15 protein-coding genes are annotated in these 15170 nt (G+C 37.5%); 10 read left to right on the top strand and 5 right to left on the bottom strand.

Translation table 11 applies throughout. The features are described from left to right. Positions 1–19 precede the first annotated feature (19 nt). The 8 genes from ACHZK0_RS25590 to ACHZK0_RS25555 all read left to right on the top strand — a co-directional run bounded on the left by ACHZK0_RS25590 (position 20) and on the right by ACHZK0_RS25555 (position 8017). On the top strand, positions 20–802 hold the full coding sequence (locus tag ACHZK0_RS25590; RefSeq protein ID WP_270340493.1) for a DUF3919 family protein: 783 nt from the start codon (positions 20–22) through the stop codon (positions 800–802). Beyond that, positions 799–1833 (top strand): ABC transporter substrate-binding protein, encoded by a 1035-nt coding sequence (locus ACHZK0_RS25585; RefSeq protein WP_395761011.1) that lies wholly within the window; start codon positions 799–801, stop codon positions 1831–1833. The genes ACHZK0_RS25590 and ACHZK0_RS25585 overlap by 4 nt, the downstream gene beginning before the upstream one ends. A gap of 19 nt (positions 1834–1852) precedes the next feature. Further along, positions 1853–3187: an MFS transporter gene (locus tag ACHZK0_RS25580; protein WP_073517156.1), complete on the top strand. Its 1335-nt coding sequence runs from the start codon at positions 1853–1855 to the stop codon at positions 3185–3187. 239 nt (positions 3188–3426) lie between these two features. Then, the gene (locus tag ACHZK0_RS25575) at positions 3427–4620 is read left to right on the top strand and encodes an efflux RND transporter periplasmic adaptor subunit (RefSeq protein WP_395761010.1); all 1194 of its coding nucleotides are present in this window, start codon (positions 3427–3429) and stop codon (positions 4618–4620) included. Further along, a complete protein-coding gene (locus ACHZK0_RS25570; RefSeq protein WP_000631628.1) occupies positions 4617–5297 on the top strand; it encodes an ABC transporter ATP-binding protein in 681 nt (226 codons plus the stop codon). The genes ACHZK0_RS25575 and ACHZK0_RS25570 overlap by 4 nt, the downstream gene beginning before the upstream one ends. Continuing rightward, positions 5294–6496, top strand: a complete 1203-nt coding sequence (locus tag ACHZK0_RS25565) for an ABC transporter permease (protein WP_064460100.1) — start codon at positions 5294–5296, stop codon at positions 6494–6496. Before ACHZK0_RS25570 ends, ACHZK0_RS25565 begins: the two co-directional genes overlap by 4 nt. A 126-nt stretch (positions 6497–6622) precedes the next feature. Further along, a complete protein-coding gene (locus ACHZK0_RS25560) occupies positions 6623–7324 on the top strand; it encodes a Yip1 family protein (protein WP_262740458.1) in 702 nt (233 codons plus the stop codon). A gap of 222 nt (positions 7325–7546) precedes the next feature. Beyond that, the gene (locus ACHZK0_RS25555) at positions 7547–8017 is read left to right on the top strand and encodes a sigma-70 family RNA polymerase sigma factor (RefSeq protein WP_262740459.1); all 471 of its coding nucleotides are present in this window, start codon (positions 7547–7549) and stop codon (positions 8015–8017) included. A 55-nt stretch (positions 8018–8072) separates the two neighbouring features. Here ACHZK0_RS25555 and ACHZK0_RS25550 read toward each other — a convergent pair whose 3' ends face one another. After that, complete coding sequence (locus tag ACHZK0_RS25550; RefSeq protein WP_395761009.1) at positions 8073–8579, bottom strand: competence protein ComK; 507 nt, start codon at positions 8577–8579, stop codon at positions 8073–8075. Between the two features lie 194 nt (positions 8580–8773). Here ACHZK0_RS25550 and ACHZK0_RS25545 point away from each other — a divergent pair, with 194 nt between their 5' ends. After that, on the top strand, positions 8774–9172 hold the full coding sequence (locus ACHZK0_RS25545; RefSeq protein WP_000731404.1) for a DUF4359 domain-containing protein: 399 nt from the start codon (positions 8774–8776) through the stop codon (positions 9170–9172). Positions 9173–9192: 20 nt separating this feature from the next. Here the strand turns inward: ACHZK0_RS25545 and ACHZK0_RS25540 are convergent, their stop codons facing one another. Then, positions 9193–9408, bottom strand: coding sequence for a DUF2922 domain-containing protein (locus tag ACHZK0_RS25540; RefSeq protein WP_262740460.1), 216 nt, complete (start codon positions 9406–9408; stop codon positions 9193–9195). Between the two features lie 104 nt (positions 9409–9512). Further along, on the bottom strand, positions 9513–9737 hold the full coding sequence (locus ACHZK0_RS25535; RefSeq protein ID WP_061679374.1) for a DUF1659 domain-containing protein: 225 nt from the start codon (positions 9735–9737) through the stop codon (positions 9513–9515). A 110-nt stretch (positions 9738–9847) separates the two neighbouring features. On the opposite strand from ACHZK0_RS25535, the gene ACHZK0_RS25530 reads away from it, so the two are divergent. Next, a complete protein-coding gene (locus ACHZK0_RS25530; protein WP_016136054.1) occupies positions 9848–10333 on the top strand; it encodes a VanZ family protein in 486 nt (161 codons plus the stop codon). Positions 10334–10510: 177 nt separating this feature from the next. Here the strand turns inward: ACHZK0_RS25530 and ACHZK0_RS25525 are convergent, their stop codons facing one another. Both ACHZK0_RS25525 and ACHZK0_RS25520 read right to left on the bottom strand, forming a co-directional pair. Continuing rightward, on the bottom strand, positions 10511–13267 hold the full coding sequence (locus ACHZK0_RS25525) for a DEAD/DEAH box helicase (RefSeq protein ID WP_270606500.1): 2757 nt from the start codon (positions 13265–13267) through the stop codon (positions 10511–10513). Further along, positions 13251–14870 (bottom strand): SWIM zinc finger family protein, encoded by a 1620-nt coding sequence (locus ACHZK0_RS25520; protein WP_262740462.1) that lies wholly within the window; start codon positions 14868–14870, stop codon positions 13251–13253. Before ACHZK0_RS25520 ends, ACHZK0_RS25525 begins: the two co-directional genes overlap by 17 nt. Between the last annotated feature and the right edge of the window lie 300 nt (positions 14871–15170).

The following is a 15170-nucleotide window of genomic DNA, read 5'->3' as shown; positions in this document are numbered from 1 at the left end:
ATCTTGGAGGTAGGCAGAAATGAAAAGGCTATCATTTCAAATTCTTATGTTTGTTCTTTGTATAATCGTTTCTCTTATTTTGTTTTATGTGATGGAGAAGCAAATATACAATCGAATCACAATAGTGAATGACAAACAAACTGTTTTACAAAGAGTGAATGAATCCCTGCCTACTGAAATGAAGGTTAGGCATGAAAAGTGGGGAGAAATTGTTATAACGGATGAAGTTCGTTTGCATACGATTGTTTCATTCTTTGACCGAATTCAAATAGAACCGAGAGAAGCTAAGAGTCAAGAACAAGTATTTACTGGAGAAGTAACGTACTTGAACGGACATAAACGTACTTTTGCAGTAGGTGACTTGTTCCAGTACGGGGCTGATATGTACGGAAAGAATGGTACGGATCCAATGATTTCAGCATTTCAAACGTATTTGTTAAGTCTGTATTACACGCCAGAACGTATTAGTGATTTTTTTGCGTCAGCGCAGGATGTCATAGTGCGCCAAGGTGATGTAGAACGTACGATGAATCTTACGCACATACTTGATTCGATTCGGTACGCAAAGCAAATTACAGATTACGGAGAAATACAGAAATTATTACAATCACAGAATGAACCGATTGCTTATATTACCGCTTATAAAACAGGGAAGCGTATAAAGAATGAGCGAGAAGATATTCTTACTATTTCTGTATATCCATCGTACTTTGTTGTGCAATATCTCGGTGATAATAATGGGAATGTCATGTATATGAAAAGCTCCCTCGCAAATGTATTTGTAAAGGAGAATGTGTCATGAGAAAGATAGCCTTTTTCTTCTTTTTGCTAGTAATTGGAGGAGCGATGTCTAGTTGCTCTCGAGATACAACCTCTATTAAATATAATAAAAATGGTCTCCCTATTTTGGATGATCGTCATCTTGTTGCGTATGTAGCGGCTCGTGAGGAAGTTGGTGAAGCTTTGCTTTCATCATTTTGTAAACCACGCGGCTGTACGTATGAGTTTATTCGTCTTTCGACAGAAGAGCTTCTTCGGAGGGTAGAAGAGGAAGCTGGAAATCCGAAAGCGGATATTATTATTGGCGGTACGGTAGACGCGCATCAAATGATGAAGCAAAAAAATCTATCTATTCCTGTTACGAGTCAGCATGCGAACCGTATTTCAAAAACTGTTAAAGATAAAGACGGTTATTGGTACGGTTATGAAGTGGAGAAACTGGCAATTGCGATCAATAAAGAGCGGTGGAATGAAGAAATAGCACCGCTCGGACTTCCTTATCCATCAAGGTGGCAAGATTTATTAAATCCAGTATATAAGGGAAAGATTGTGATGCCGGATCCAAATGTATCAGGAACAGCATATACGTTTTTTCAATCACTTATTGATACGGTAGGTGAAGAGGAAGCGAAGGAATATGTTAAGAGTCTCGCAGGACAAGTTGGTGAGGTAACGGTGAATGGTTATGTACCAGTCGAGCTTGTTGCGAGCGGTGAGTATATGATAGGCATCAATTTCATGGGAGATCAGAGAATGCTTCAAAAGCAAGGCTTTCCAATTGTAAGTATTGTACCTGAGCAAACAGGGTTATCTGTTAATGCGATTTCGAAACTAAAACGTGCACCGAATGGTATTATTGCGGATTTATTTATTGATTATTGTTTATCAGAAGAAGCGGGTCACATTTTAGAAAAAGTTTCGTTTGGCGTACCAACGATGTTTGCGAAGAATGAGCAAGAAATAGAAGGACAGCCGGTTAGAAGAACAAACAAAAATATATCAAATAGCGGAATAATCGAGATATGGAATAGACAGCGTCTCTCTCAGAAGTGAGAAAAGGAGACGAAAGAATATGTTTAAATGGCTTAAGCCAGCACCTGCAATTGAGAGATTGCCAGCGGATATGATTGATCGAGTATACAAATTACTACGTATTCGTGTATTAATGGGAATTTCAGTTGGGTATGCTGCTTATTATTTAGTTCGTAGTAACTTTACGTTATCAAGTACGTATTTAGTACAAGAATATGGGTTTAGTACAGCTGAAATTGGACTACTAGGTTCAATCATGGCAATTGTTTATGGATTTAGTAAGTTCTTTATGGGGAATTTGTCAGATAAAGCTTTCGCCCAGCGCTTTATCGCAGTCGGTTTATTCTTATCGGGGCTTGTAAATATTTGTTTCGGTTTTGCATCGTCATTTGGAATGATTGTTACACTACTTGTTCTAAATGGTATTGTACAAGGTATGGGAGCACCACCTTGTAGTATCGTTATGACGAAATGGTTCTCAAAGAAAGAACGTGGTACGAAAACAGGTATTTGGAATATTTCACATAACGTTGGCGGAATGCTCGTACCACCACTTGTCGGAATTGGTGTAGCTATTTTTGGTGAAAATCATTGGCAAGGCGGCGTGTTTATTTTCCCTGCGATTATTGCAATGGTAATTTCAGTTCTTGTTTGGATTAATGCGAAGGATACACCAGAATCAGAAGGTCTTCCTCCAATTGATGAGTATCGTAATGACTATGAAAATCTTGAAAAAGCAGATAATGCTAACAAGATGTCACCAAAAGAAATTTTAATGAAGTATGTTGTGAAAAATAAATTTGTATGGTTCTTATGTATTGCAAATGCATTTGTGTATTTAATTCGTTTCGGCGTTATTAACTGGGTTCCACTTTATTTAACGACAGTTAAAGGCTTCTCAAAAAATGAAGCACACGCGGCGTACGCAATCTTTGAAGGTATGGCAATTCCAAGTTCATTAATCGTTGGTCTTTTAAGTGATAAATTATTTAAAGGAAAACGTATGCCATTATGTATCATTAGTATGGTCGGAGTTGTTATTGGTACGTTCGTATATTGGCAAGCAACTAGCATACTTGTTGTAAGTATTGCAGTTTCTATCATCGGTTGTTTAATTTATGTACCACAGTTCTTAATCGGTTTAAGTGCGATGGAATTAGTACCGAAATTTGCAGTAGGTACGACAGTTGGTATGTGTGGTCTGTTCGGTTATGTAGGCGGAAGTCTTGTAGCAAACGCAGCAATCGGTGTTATTGTTGATCGTTCTGGCTGGGACGGTTGCTTCATCTTACTATTAACAGGTGCAATTTTATCAACAATCTTCTTGTTCATCGTGCAACGTGGACATGAGAGAAATGCTCCTAAAGCAGCGTAATATTTTGTTCAAAAAGCTATCCAATTATTATTTTGGATGGCTTTTCTTATATTAATATAATCTTTCCTTAAATCTATCTTAAAAGACAATATGTCATATTTCTAATCATTGGAATTTTTGTTACAATATAAATGGATGTGTAAAACTTTGTAAAAAGAATGTAATAATATGTAATCTGTTTTCAGAAAGTTTTATACAATTTTTATATTAAACTATTAAGTTATAAAGGGAGCGAGAAAATGATACCAAATACGGTTCGTACTCCAAACAAGAAGAAGAAATGGATTATTATCGGGGTTATTGCACTAATTGTTATTGTAGCAGCAGTTAATATTTTTATTATGCAAGGCAAGAAGAAAGGAGCATCAACATCTGCTGATGCTGTGAGCTTTGAGAAGGTAACGGAGCGAAAGCTTAATAATACGAAATTAATTTCTGGTCAGGTAAAACCAGGTAATATTGAAAGTTTCTATGCGGATCCGACTAAAGGAAAAGTGAAAGATATTGCAGTGAAAGAAGGACAAGAGGTAGAGAAAGGTACGAAGTTATTCTCTTATGATAATGAAGAGATTAACTTGCAAATGAAGCAAGCTGAGCTTGATCAGAAGATGGCGGACATGCGTTATGATCAAGGAAAGAAGAAAATTGATTCGTTGAAGAAAGAAATTAAGAAGGCAAAGGATAGCGGAGCTGGGAAAGAAGTAACGGATCCGATGGACGAGCAAGTAAATGAGTTAGAGATGGCGCAAAAGACAACAGATCTTGAGAAAGAAAAAGGGAAGTTGCAGAAAGAAGAATTAAGTAAAAAGCAGAAAGAGCTTACGATTTATAGTAATTTTACTGGTGTCGTTCAAAAGTTAGATAAAGATGCGGCGCAAAGTTCATCTCAAGCTTTAGGTGGTCAAGGGAAAGCATTTTTACAAGTAGCGTCTAAAGATCCATTCCAAGTTCAAGGGACGTTAACTGAGCTTCAAAAGTCACAAATTCAACCAGATCAAACATTTACTGTAACTGCGAAAGCAAATAGTAAGAAGAAGTGGACAGGTAAGATTACAGAAGTAAGTGAATTCCCAACGAGTGCAGAGATGGCTCAAGCAGGCGGTATGGGTGAAGCGACTCAAAATATGTCCCAATATACATATAAAGCAAGTCTTGATAGTCAAGATGGTTTATCTCCAGGTTATCACGTTTCTCTGCAAGTAAATTTAGAGAATAAGACGATGATTGCTGTTCCAACTAAAAGCATTGTAGAAAAAGGCGATGATGCATTTGTTTATGTTGAGGATAAAGGAAAGCTTCGTAAACAAAATGTGAAAAAAGGTTCTACTGATGGAGACTGGACAGAAATTACTGAAGGCGTAACAGTGGGGCAAAAGGTGGTTAAAAATCCTTCCGACGATGTGTATGACGGAATGGAAGTGAAAGAGAAATGATTACGTTAAATAATATTGCTAAAACGTATTATCAAGGGAAATTGGCAGTGCCGATTTTGCACGGTATTAGTTTAACGATTCAAAGTGGTGAGTTCGTTTCGATTATGGGACCGTCTGGTTCTGGTAAATCAACGCTTATGAATATTATCGGTTGTTTAGATCGTCCAACAGAAGGCGAATATATGCTGAATGATGTGAATATCTTAACAGCAGATGAGTCAAAGCTTGCTTTAATTCGTAATGAATATATTGGCTTTGTGTTTCAGCACTTTAATTTGCTGCCGCGTCTTTCAGCAGTAGAAAATGTTGAACTTCCGCTCGTATACGGTGGTGTGAAGAAAGCAGAGCGTCGCCAAAGGGCTCTAGAAGCGCTTGGTAAGGTCGGTTTGTCAGATAGGGTTCACCATTTGCCGAATGAATTATCAGGTGGACAGAAGCAGCGTGTAGCGATTGCAAGATCGATTGCGAATAATCCAACGTTCATTATGGCTGATGAGCCAACTGGTGCGCTTGATACGAAGTCTGGTGAGCAAGTTATGGATATTTTCACGAAGCTTAATGCAGAAGGTACGACGATTGTTATGGTTACGCATGAAGAGGAAGTAGCAGCGTATTCTTCCCGCCGCATTGTACTGCGAGATGGGAAAATTACAGAAGATAGAAGGTGTGCGGTATGAGTTTACTAGATAGTATAAAAATTGCCCTATCTTCTATTTTAGCTCATAAACTGCGTTCCGCTCTTACGATGCTCGGTATTATTATCGGCGTTGGTTCTATTATTACTGTCGTCGCAATTGGGCAAGGCGGGGAAGCGATGCTGAAGTCGAAATTCGCGGGTTCTGGTGGTAATAATCTTATGCCAATTCAATTTAAAGCAGATATTAATGATGAGTTTGCTATGGGCGGATTTCAAATACCGAAGTTAACGGAAGAGGATATTTTGGAAGTAAAACAAGTGAAAGATGTTTCACACGTTATTACGACAAACCAGAATTCAGAGGTGCTTGATGTAAATGATAAAAAAGCAAATCTGAATGTTATTGGGCTTGATAATGAATATTTTGCGGTTAATAAAGTAAAGGTTGTAAAGGGACGTACTTTAAGTGAATCAGATATTACTCATGCAAATAATGTTGTGATGGTTAGTACAAAGACAGAGGAAACATTATTTAAGGATGTAAACCCAGTTGGACAAATTATTGAGATGAAGGGACAGCCAATGCAAATTATTGGTGTGTATAAATCTGATAATGAGTTTATGGGATTTGAAATGGAAGAAGCGTTAATCCCTCTTACGTTATGGCCTGTTTTATACGGAACAGATGATATTCAAAATATCGCAATTCAAGCTAAAAATGTAGATGACTTGGAAGCAGCAGGAAAAAAAGCTGTTGATGTATTAAATAGTCGTAAGCCAAGTGAAATTCCAGGTAAATATGAACTGGTGAATTTAAAAGAATTCCAAGAAAATGTTTCTAAAGTAACTGGTATTATGACGATGATCATCGGCGGTATTGCAGGTATTTCACTAGTCGTTGGTGGTATCGGTGTTATGAACATCATGCTCGTATCTGTAACGGAGCGTACGCGCGAAATTGGGATACGTAAAGCACTTGGGGCAACACGTAGTAAAATTTTATTACAGTTTTTAATTGAAGCAGTCATGTTAACACTTCTAGGCGGTTTAATCGGAATTGGTCTTGGATATGGCGGGGCATATATCGTTTCCACATTCGCAAAATGGCCACCACTCGTTTCATGGGAAGTTGTCGTTGGAGGCGTACTGTTCTCTATGACACTCGGTATTATCTTTGGATTAATTCCAGCAAACAAAGCTGCGAAATTAGATCCAATTGAAGCATTACGTTATGAGTAAGTAATAGTGTAGTAGAGAGGAGATTCTCTACTACACATTACCGTTCTAGTGGGCGGTTCGTAGCCTCTATATGAGGAAGTGAACCGCCCGTTAGAACGGGTTATATAAATAGAAGGAGGCGTTATAATGGAAGCGAATTTGAATACGCAAAAAGCTAGCGGAGAGAAGCCATCATTGTTTGGAATGATTACTTCTCCTGGTTTACAGTTTGAGAGAATGAAGACGACTGAGAAAGTTTGGGGTATGTTCTTCATAGTGGCGCTATTACAAGGACTTGTAGGTGGTTTAAATTCGTATATTACGTATACATCACCTGAGATGATTGAAATGCAAAAGAAATTGGGAGGCGAATTTGCAAAGCAGGGTTCGCTTGCATCAGATGTAGTTTCTGGTACGATATGGGGAATAGTAGGTGTTATGATTGCAACATTAGTTGTTGCAGCTATTTATAAGGTGTTTATGATGTTCTATGGGAATGATACTTCTTATAAAAAAATAGTAATGATTATTGTATATGCGGATATTGTTGTTGTTATTGGTGGACTTATTAATGGTGTTATAGCTTTAATTTTAGGTGCTGGACCAACTGCGTATACAAGTTTAGGACCACTATTCGATCAAGGTTCACTTGCATATGGAATTGGTAATACAATTGAATTGTTCTATTTATGGAATTTAGTTTTAATTTGGTTAGGATTACAAGTTACAGCAGGATTAAGTAAAGTGAAAGCAGCTATTCCAATTATTGTTTTATTCATTATTAAAGCGGGATTCCTAGCTGCGATTGTTGTATTGATTGCAAAGTTCTTACCTGGTTTGCCTGTATAATTATATGATTGAATTAAAGGGTGACTCTTCAAGGGAGTCACCTTTTTTATTTTTACCCTTATTTCAAATACAACCAGCAAAATTTCAAATTCTACTTCGTGTAATTTCAAATTTCGGCGGTAGTATTTGAAATTACTCACAGTGAAATCACTTCTTTATTTTTATATTGTGGAGGTACCGGCGGAATAACAAAGAGGTATACCTTTTAGAAGTGGGTACTGTGTGAAACCAGCAACTTTTAAAGAGGCGGTTGTTTTGTATGAAGGTATGATTGTGAATCAAATCAAGAAGTTGGGTATTTACCAAGATCATGAAGAGTATTATCAATGTGGTTTAATTGGTCTTTGGTATGCGTATGAAAGATTTGATGCGGAGAAAGGAAGTTTCCCAGCATATGCAGTTGTAACGGTGCGTGGTTATATATTAGAAAGGTTGAAGAAAGAGTTTGCAGTGCAAGAAAAGTGTGTATGTGTAGGAGAGTATGAGGATATCTTCCATTTTGAAGATATCGAAATGAAAGTGAAGGATTTTATGAGTGTGTTAGATGAAAAGGAGAAGTATATTATTTTTGAACGATTTTTTGTAGGAAAAACGATGGGAGAAATCGCTAGCGAGATGGAAATGACCTATTATCAAGTGAGGTGGATGTATCGGCAAGCACTTGAGAAAATGCGAAATAGCTTAAGAGGGTAAATATTATCATAAGAATGGAAGGCAAGGGATGTTGCTTTCCATTCTACTTATTATGTTAAGGTAGTAAATGTAATAAGAGGTTTTTAAATTGTAGTGAATCTTGCATGTTCATACGTGATAATACGTATCCAGCTTTTAATAATTGTTGTTTTAACCTATGGGGACTGATATGTATGGTTGTAGTTGTGCCATTTGAAAAATGAAGCTTAGCTTTTTTACTCTTTTTGAAAAACTCTATGTCATCTATATGGTTATAAAACAGCCATATACAGTTTGGAGAAGAAGGAGATTCTGTCGGGAAAGCACAAATATATTCTCGATGATTAATTGGAATTGGGACATTTTGTTTGAAATGAAAGTTTGTTTGAACTGCTTTCCGTCTGCCTTGATAAGTAGAGTGAACGTTGGTTAGACAAGATTGTTTGATGAGCTGGAGAGCAGTTTGACAGGAGTAAAGATGGTTCCCGCTACTTTCGATAATCTTTGTTTGATAATAAGGGTGCTTGTATGGTTCTAACATCATTGTAGAATTAGAAATAATAATATCATTTTCGTCATTCATAAATTTGATTCCCCCTTTATAAATGATAATAATTCTCAATATAATTATATACGAATTAAGTAAATTAATTGTTAATATTCTGTTTCATATTGTAAATTTTGGCTATTCGTTTACAATCAATAGATGATAGTCTTTCTAATTTGCATCGCTTGTACATATATATGAAAATAGAAAAGAGTAGGCGGTGAGATAGTATGAAGAAAAAGTATATTATTATGGCTCTAGTTGTTGTTCTTCTAGTATATTTAGCAAATAGTAATCCGAGTAAAGGTGAATATACGGACTGGGCAGCAAAGCAGTTTATGAAACGTAATGATGTAAGTAAGAAGCTAGACGAAGTTCAAAAGGAAAATGAAGAGGGTCTCCTTGGCGATTTAGCATCGGCTGGTAAGAAGTTGGCGAAAAAATATGTTGAGCCACAAGTTGGATTATTAATCGAGAATTATACAAAGCGAAGTGATTATATTTTCTTCTCAACATATACGACCGAGTTTGATATAGGTGGAGAACACTATAAATATGTATGCGTCGGTTTTTCAAAAATCTTTATTCCGATTGAAATGCCGAAGAAAAAAGACGAATCTGCAAAATGATGCAGATTCGTCTTTTTCATTTATTGAGTAATGGGAACTTCAGATACATTCCTTTCTACAAGACGGGCTCCTTTTTTTCGAGTATTATCATTAATTGATGAAAATACAGATGAGGCAAGGATCGTATCCATTACTTGATTTACGACTTGTGCATCGACGGGTGTGATGGGTTTTTCGATAGAAAAAACAACTGTTTTTCCATCTTCTTTTGCGAAAATTAATTCTAGTACTTGCATATGCTATTTCCTCCTTTTTATTTATCTCGCTATATGTGGGCAGCGTGATGGGTGTTGGCTAATAATCAGCGGGGGATGAACACCCCACTGATTAAAGTTTCACCTTATAGGTTAGAAAGATCTGATGTGCTAACAAGTTGTATAGCGTGAAGCGGTGATGCTTGTACAGAAGCAAGAGCACGTGCTACGTTTTGTACTTGCTCTAAGTTTGCGTTTGTTTTCACACGCTTAAATTGTTTGTGCTTAAAAACTGTTTTTCCGTTCTTATCTAATCCACTGTTTAAGACAAGACGTAAAGTTAAGTCCATTACGATTGTTTCGACTGCCATGTTTATCACCCCCTTTCACTTTATAAATAGGGTGCAAATGTCATGTTTTGGCGTGAAATTTATTCTTTTTTTTGGTACGCTTAAAAGACTAAGAGAGGGGTTTCGGAAGAATGAATCGTAAATGGTTATTTTGGATTCCTGTTTTACTATGGATGGGGTTGATTTTCTATTCCTCGGCACAACCATATAAAAAGCAGGATATGCGTTCGGATATTGAACAATATGTAAATGTTGAGTTTGTGAAAGAGCATTTCTCATGGGTATCTATCGATTATGGTGGTGGTACACCTGTTAGCATTGCAAATAAAGGTGTAGGCGGATTTGTTGAGTTTTTCCTTCGTAAAGGTGCTCATTTTATGGTGTTCTTTATGCTCGGCTCATTGACGTATTATGCTTTTCATCGATCAGGTTATTCGAGAAAGCGGTGTTTTATATACGCCCTTCTTTTCGTCGCGGGATATGCAACATTTGATGAAATTCATCAATGGTTTACGGGAGACCGTACACCGATGTGGCAAGATTCATTACTGGATACATGCGGCGGATTAACAGGAATTATAATAAGTAATTGGTTTTGGAATAGAAAAAGGAGCTAATCTTTTGAGATTAGCTCCTTTTGTTTATCCCGCTATTCACCGGGCAGTAAGACCCCTACCTCAAAATTCAGCGAAAGCACAGAGGTTAGGTGGGGGACAACTGCCCGTAAAAGCCCGATTGGTGGGGGCTGATAATCAGTGGGGATGAACAAAACCCCCACTGATTAAAGTTTCACTTTATACACCAAGCAATTCTTTTAGTTCATCTGTAGATAGTTCGGTCATCCAACTATCACTTGTAATGACGGCGTTGTTTAATGATTGTTTTCTTTCTAACATTTCATCAATTTTTTCTTCGAGTGTCCCTGTTGTAATAAGTTTATGAACGTGAACGAAGCGTTTTTGACCAATGCGATATGCGCGGTCTGTTGCTTGATTTTCTACAGCTGGATTCCACCAACGGTCGTAGTGAATGACATGGTTGGCAGCGGTTAAGTTTAAGCCAGTTCCACCTGCTTTTAACGATAAGATGAAAATGTCATACGTTCCGTTTTGGAACTGCTCGATCATTTTGTCACGTTCTTTCTTCGGTACACTACCGTTTAAGAAGAGGACGCGCTGACCGAAATGTTCTTCTAACACATTTTTTAGCATGTTTCCCATACCGATGTATTGTGTGAAGATTAAACAACTTTCATTTTGATCTTTTATATTTTCAATGAGTTCCATTAGCGTACTCGTTTTCATGGAACGTTCGATGATGTCTTTTGGTTCTGTTTCTTTTAAATAAAGAGCAGGGTGATTACATATTTGTTTGAGCTTGTTCAGCATGAGTAATATAAATCCGCGTCTTTCAATCCCGCTTAATCCTTCTACATTTTGCAATGTATCTTGAACAAGTTGTTCATATAAGGAAGCTTGTTCACCAGTAAGTGGGCAGTAAGCTTTCTGTTCTTGTTTATCTGGTAAGTTTAATGCGACGGTTTGATCTTTCTTCGTTCGGCGCAGTAAAAATGGTGAGATAAAACGTTGAACTTGTTGTATTTTTCCTTCGTCACGGTCTTTTTCAATCGGTGAGACGAAGCGGCGCTGGAATTGTCCTAAGCTGCCGAGATATCCATGATTAATGAAGTCGAAAATAGACCAAAGCTCAGCAAGTCGGTTTTCCATCGGTGTACCGGTTAAAGCGATTTTGTGATTTGCTGGCAAGTTTCGTACTGCTTTCGACTGTTTCGTATGTGGGTTTTTAATATTTTGTGCTTCATCCAAAATAACAGCATCCCAGCATAACGTACTAAGTTCTTCTTCATCAAGCTGAGCTAATGCATAAGATGTTAATATAACATCTGCTGATTGAAGGAAGTCTTTAAATGATTCGCCTTTCGCTCGGTTACTTCCATAATGTAACTGAACACGTAAATTTGGTGCGAAACGCTCAAATTCTTTTTGCCAATTTCCAAGAACAGATGTCGGTGCCACGATTAAAGCAGGGCCTGTTTGGAGATTGTTCTCTTTTATATATAGTAAGTAAGTGATCGTTTGAATACTTTTTCCAAGTCCCATGTCGTCAGCTAATAATGCTCCGAATCCAAGCTTTCTTAAATATAATAACCATTCAATGCCATGTTGTTGATATGGACGGAGTGTTGCGTTTAGTGCAGAAGGGACATCTACTTTTGGAATATCTCCAATGTGCAATAGTTTTTGGAATAGCTCTTCATAATATCCATCTAGTTCGATTTCAATATCGGTAAATGGACTATCTTCCTCTACAACTTCTGTTTCAGCAGTGTTTGATAAATGTTGCTGAAGGACATCTTTCATTTCGAGTCCATATTTATCGGCACGGTTCATGAGCTTTCGTACTTCTTCAATAAAGGCTGGATCCAGTCTCATCCATTGACCATTTATATTGAATAATCGTTTGTTTTGTTCAACGAGTTCGAAAAATTCGCTTTCGGATAAATCAATGCCGTTCGTTGAAATGCGCCAGTCAAAATTAACGAGCGTATTCATGCCGAAGAAAGATTGCGTTTGCGTAGCATTTTGCTTCAGTTGTACACGTAATTTTGGTTTTGTTGCTTTTAAATTTTGCCACCATGATGGTAGTAAAATCGTAATACCTGCGGCGAGTAATTCGTTACTTGCTTCCGTTAAGAAGTTCCACGCTTCCGTTTCAAAGAGCTCACTTCGGAACGTTTCGTCTTCTTTTAACCACGGTACGAGCTTACTGAAGCCTTCTTGTGTTTCAAGAATACGCTCTTCATAATCGTGCCATCGTTTTGGTAAAGAATCGATACTCTCATATACATATATGCGATGTGCCCCACGCTTTGGTGTAACAATTGTTTCAAGCTTCCACATTTCAAATTCTTCTTGCGGCTCTTGTAGCCGTAGTCCGATTGTAAAGGGAAGGTCATCTTCAATGTAACCAATTTTTCGAAGCCAATCTTCTTCATGTAATGCTGCATCCAATTGTCTTTTCGTAAAGTCGTAATGTTCATAAAGTCTCTTGGCATCTTCCCATCCATCATTTGAACGGTTATCTTGTAATATGCTTTCATTTACCGCGGCCGAGAAAAGAGATGCTAATGTGTCATCTTCGATTGGGGTATTTTGAACTTTCCAAGATGGTTGTTTGGGCCAACGTTCCATATCAGGTACGAAGCTACCACTTGTGAAGGCATCCCACAATTCGTTCGCATCTTCTGTAAGTGCTGTAATAGGGCCGTTCATTTGAATATGTGCAAAGGAGTTCATCGGTTTATTAGCGATGTATTCAAATGCTTGTGCGTTTGTTAGCATAACACCTTGTTTTCCTTCAAAGGTCGCTTCTTTTAGAAACGTGCCGTAGAAGGAAGTGGAGTGCCATGTAAATGCATTTCGTTTCCAACTTGTTACGGATAATGGAGTACCGCTGTCATCTTCTCCCCAAAGGAACCAACCTTGACTAACATGCTGGAGCCTAATTGTTACTTCAGTTTGATTGATCATCGATTAATTTTCCTTTCCGTAATTCCTCTTGTAGTGCACGCAGACGTGAATGTAAGTTTGCGATGTGAATAATGAAAGCATCCCATTCATCAGTGCGCTTTAATCGTTTATACAATGTACGTAATTTCTTTAAATAACGAACTGCACGTCTATATGATTTGCGGTTTCGCTCTTCAATGGCCTCTACGGCAGCAAGGTGATAAAGAGGAAGGGCCGCTTCTGGTGCTTCCTTTTCAATATCTTTCAGAGGCTCTTTTAAAAGTTCAATGGCTTCAAACCCATGTAAGAGCTGAAGTTCTGCCCATGTACGATATTGCTTTTTCGCGAGTACGTATTGCTCATAGTTTGCGAAACTATATGGTAATAGCTCTTGCAAAATCATTTCGAGTCCGGCTTGTTCATTTGTATGGGTTGCATACGTTTCATACATGATGACAAATAAGCGAACGATATCTTTTATGAAAATTGTATTTTCATGCTCATGTATCGTTTTCTTCACTTGTTTATACGTAAAGGAAAGCCAGTTTTTCGCACGATCCCACTGCATTGTATTTAATAGCTCTTCTAACCAATAGAAGTACAGACTTACAACAGAAGCAGGCTGTTTCTTTAGTAAGTCCATCGCTAATAGGTCTTCGTCATTTAAAAAGAGTAGATGAGAAGATGCTAATGCTTTGGAAAGTGGATTGATTTTCGTATCGATTCGCTTTTCTTCTTCTTGTAGTTGCTCTTTCTTGTGTAAGAGTTCACTCCATATGTGACGATAAATAAAAAATCTCTCTTGTGTATAGGCGTCGGTGGAGAAGAAGACTTCGTGAACGAGACGAGCTGTTTCTTGCAAAATTGCTTCAGACTCTGAAGGAATCGCTTCTGATTGTAAGTCCCGAACGATGGATTCCATTTTATCTACAAATAAGCGAACGACGTTAACAGGCTGGTGATAAGAATACGTTTTATTTACTTCGAAGTCCTGAATCTCTTCTAGTAATTTTTGAAAGCAATAAAGCGCTGCATGTAGCCTGAACAACTCATGTATCGCAACAATGCGCGGAGCTTTCCGCTCGAGTTTCGTATAGAAGTCCGTAAAAATGCTCATAAGAAAATACATTTGTTTATAAGTAAGCCGAGCTTGTTCTTTTTTAAATGATTCATATTCGTTATCAAAATATGATTGCCAACTTTTATAATCCGTTTCTTCAAAAGCTGATGATTGCAATACTTGTCTTGCAGTTCGAATAGGAGGAAGGGAAGGTTTCGTATTATTTTTAAATAAAGTTAATACATCTCCTACTTGCCCGAAACTAGATGCTGCAGATAGTAACACAGCGAGCATATGCTCACATTGCGTTGGTGCAAAGCAATCGCAATAGCTTTCAGCCACGTTACGAATTGGGATATGGACGCTATATACGCTGCCAGCAGCATCTACAGTTCCTGATAGCGTATAACCATCAAAGTCAACGTTGTAGACAACACCACTACGATATAGGTGCCGAGCTGTAGCGACATGTTCCTGATCAGCTGTTTGCTGTGGATCTAGTCCTTGAACGAACTCATTCGCAATCATCATAATTTCATCTTTCGTAATTGAGTGTTGCAGCATAATATTCCTCCGTACACATATTTCTTTCCTTTACCATTATAAACAAAAAATGCCCAAAACAGAAAAAATGAAATTTGGATTACATAAATTGAAAATCATGGTAATATATAAAATGTTAATTTTATATATTGCTATGTAATTAAAAGGAGAGAATTTGTTTGTCAGATTTGCAATCGAAGTTTGGTAATGGATGAATAAGTTGCAAGTAGCACAGGAAATTGCGCAATTAAAGAAGATTATACAAGAGAAGTTATAAGCTAAAACTGAAATTTCACTTGAACTTGGTTAAACGGTATATAT

The organism is Bacillus sp. 3G2 (assembly GCF_044324725.1).
GTDB lineage: Bacteria > Bacillota > Bacilli > Bacillales > Bacillaceae_G > Bacillus_A > Bacillus_A mobilis.
Note: the sequence above shows the minus strand (reverse complement) of the source record. Positions and strands in the feature narration are given on the sequence as shown.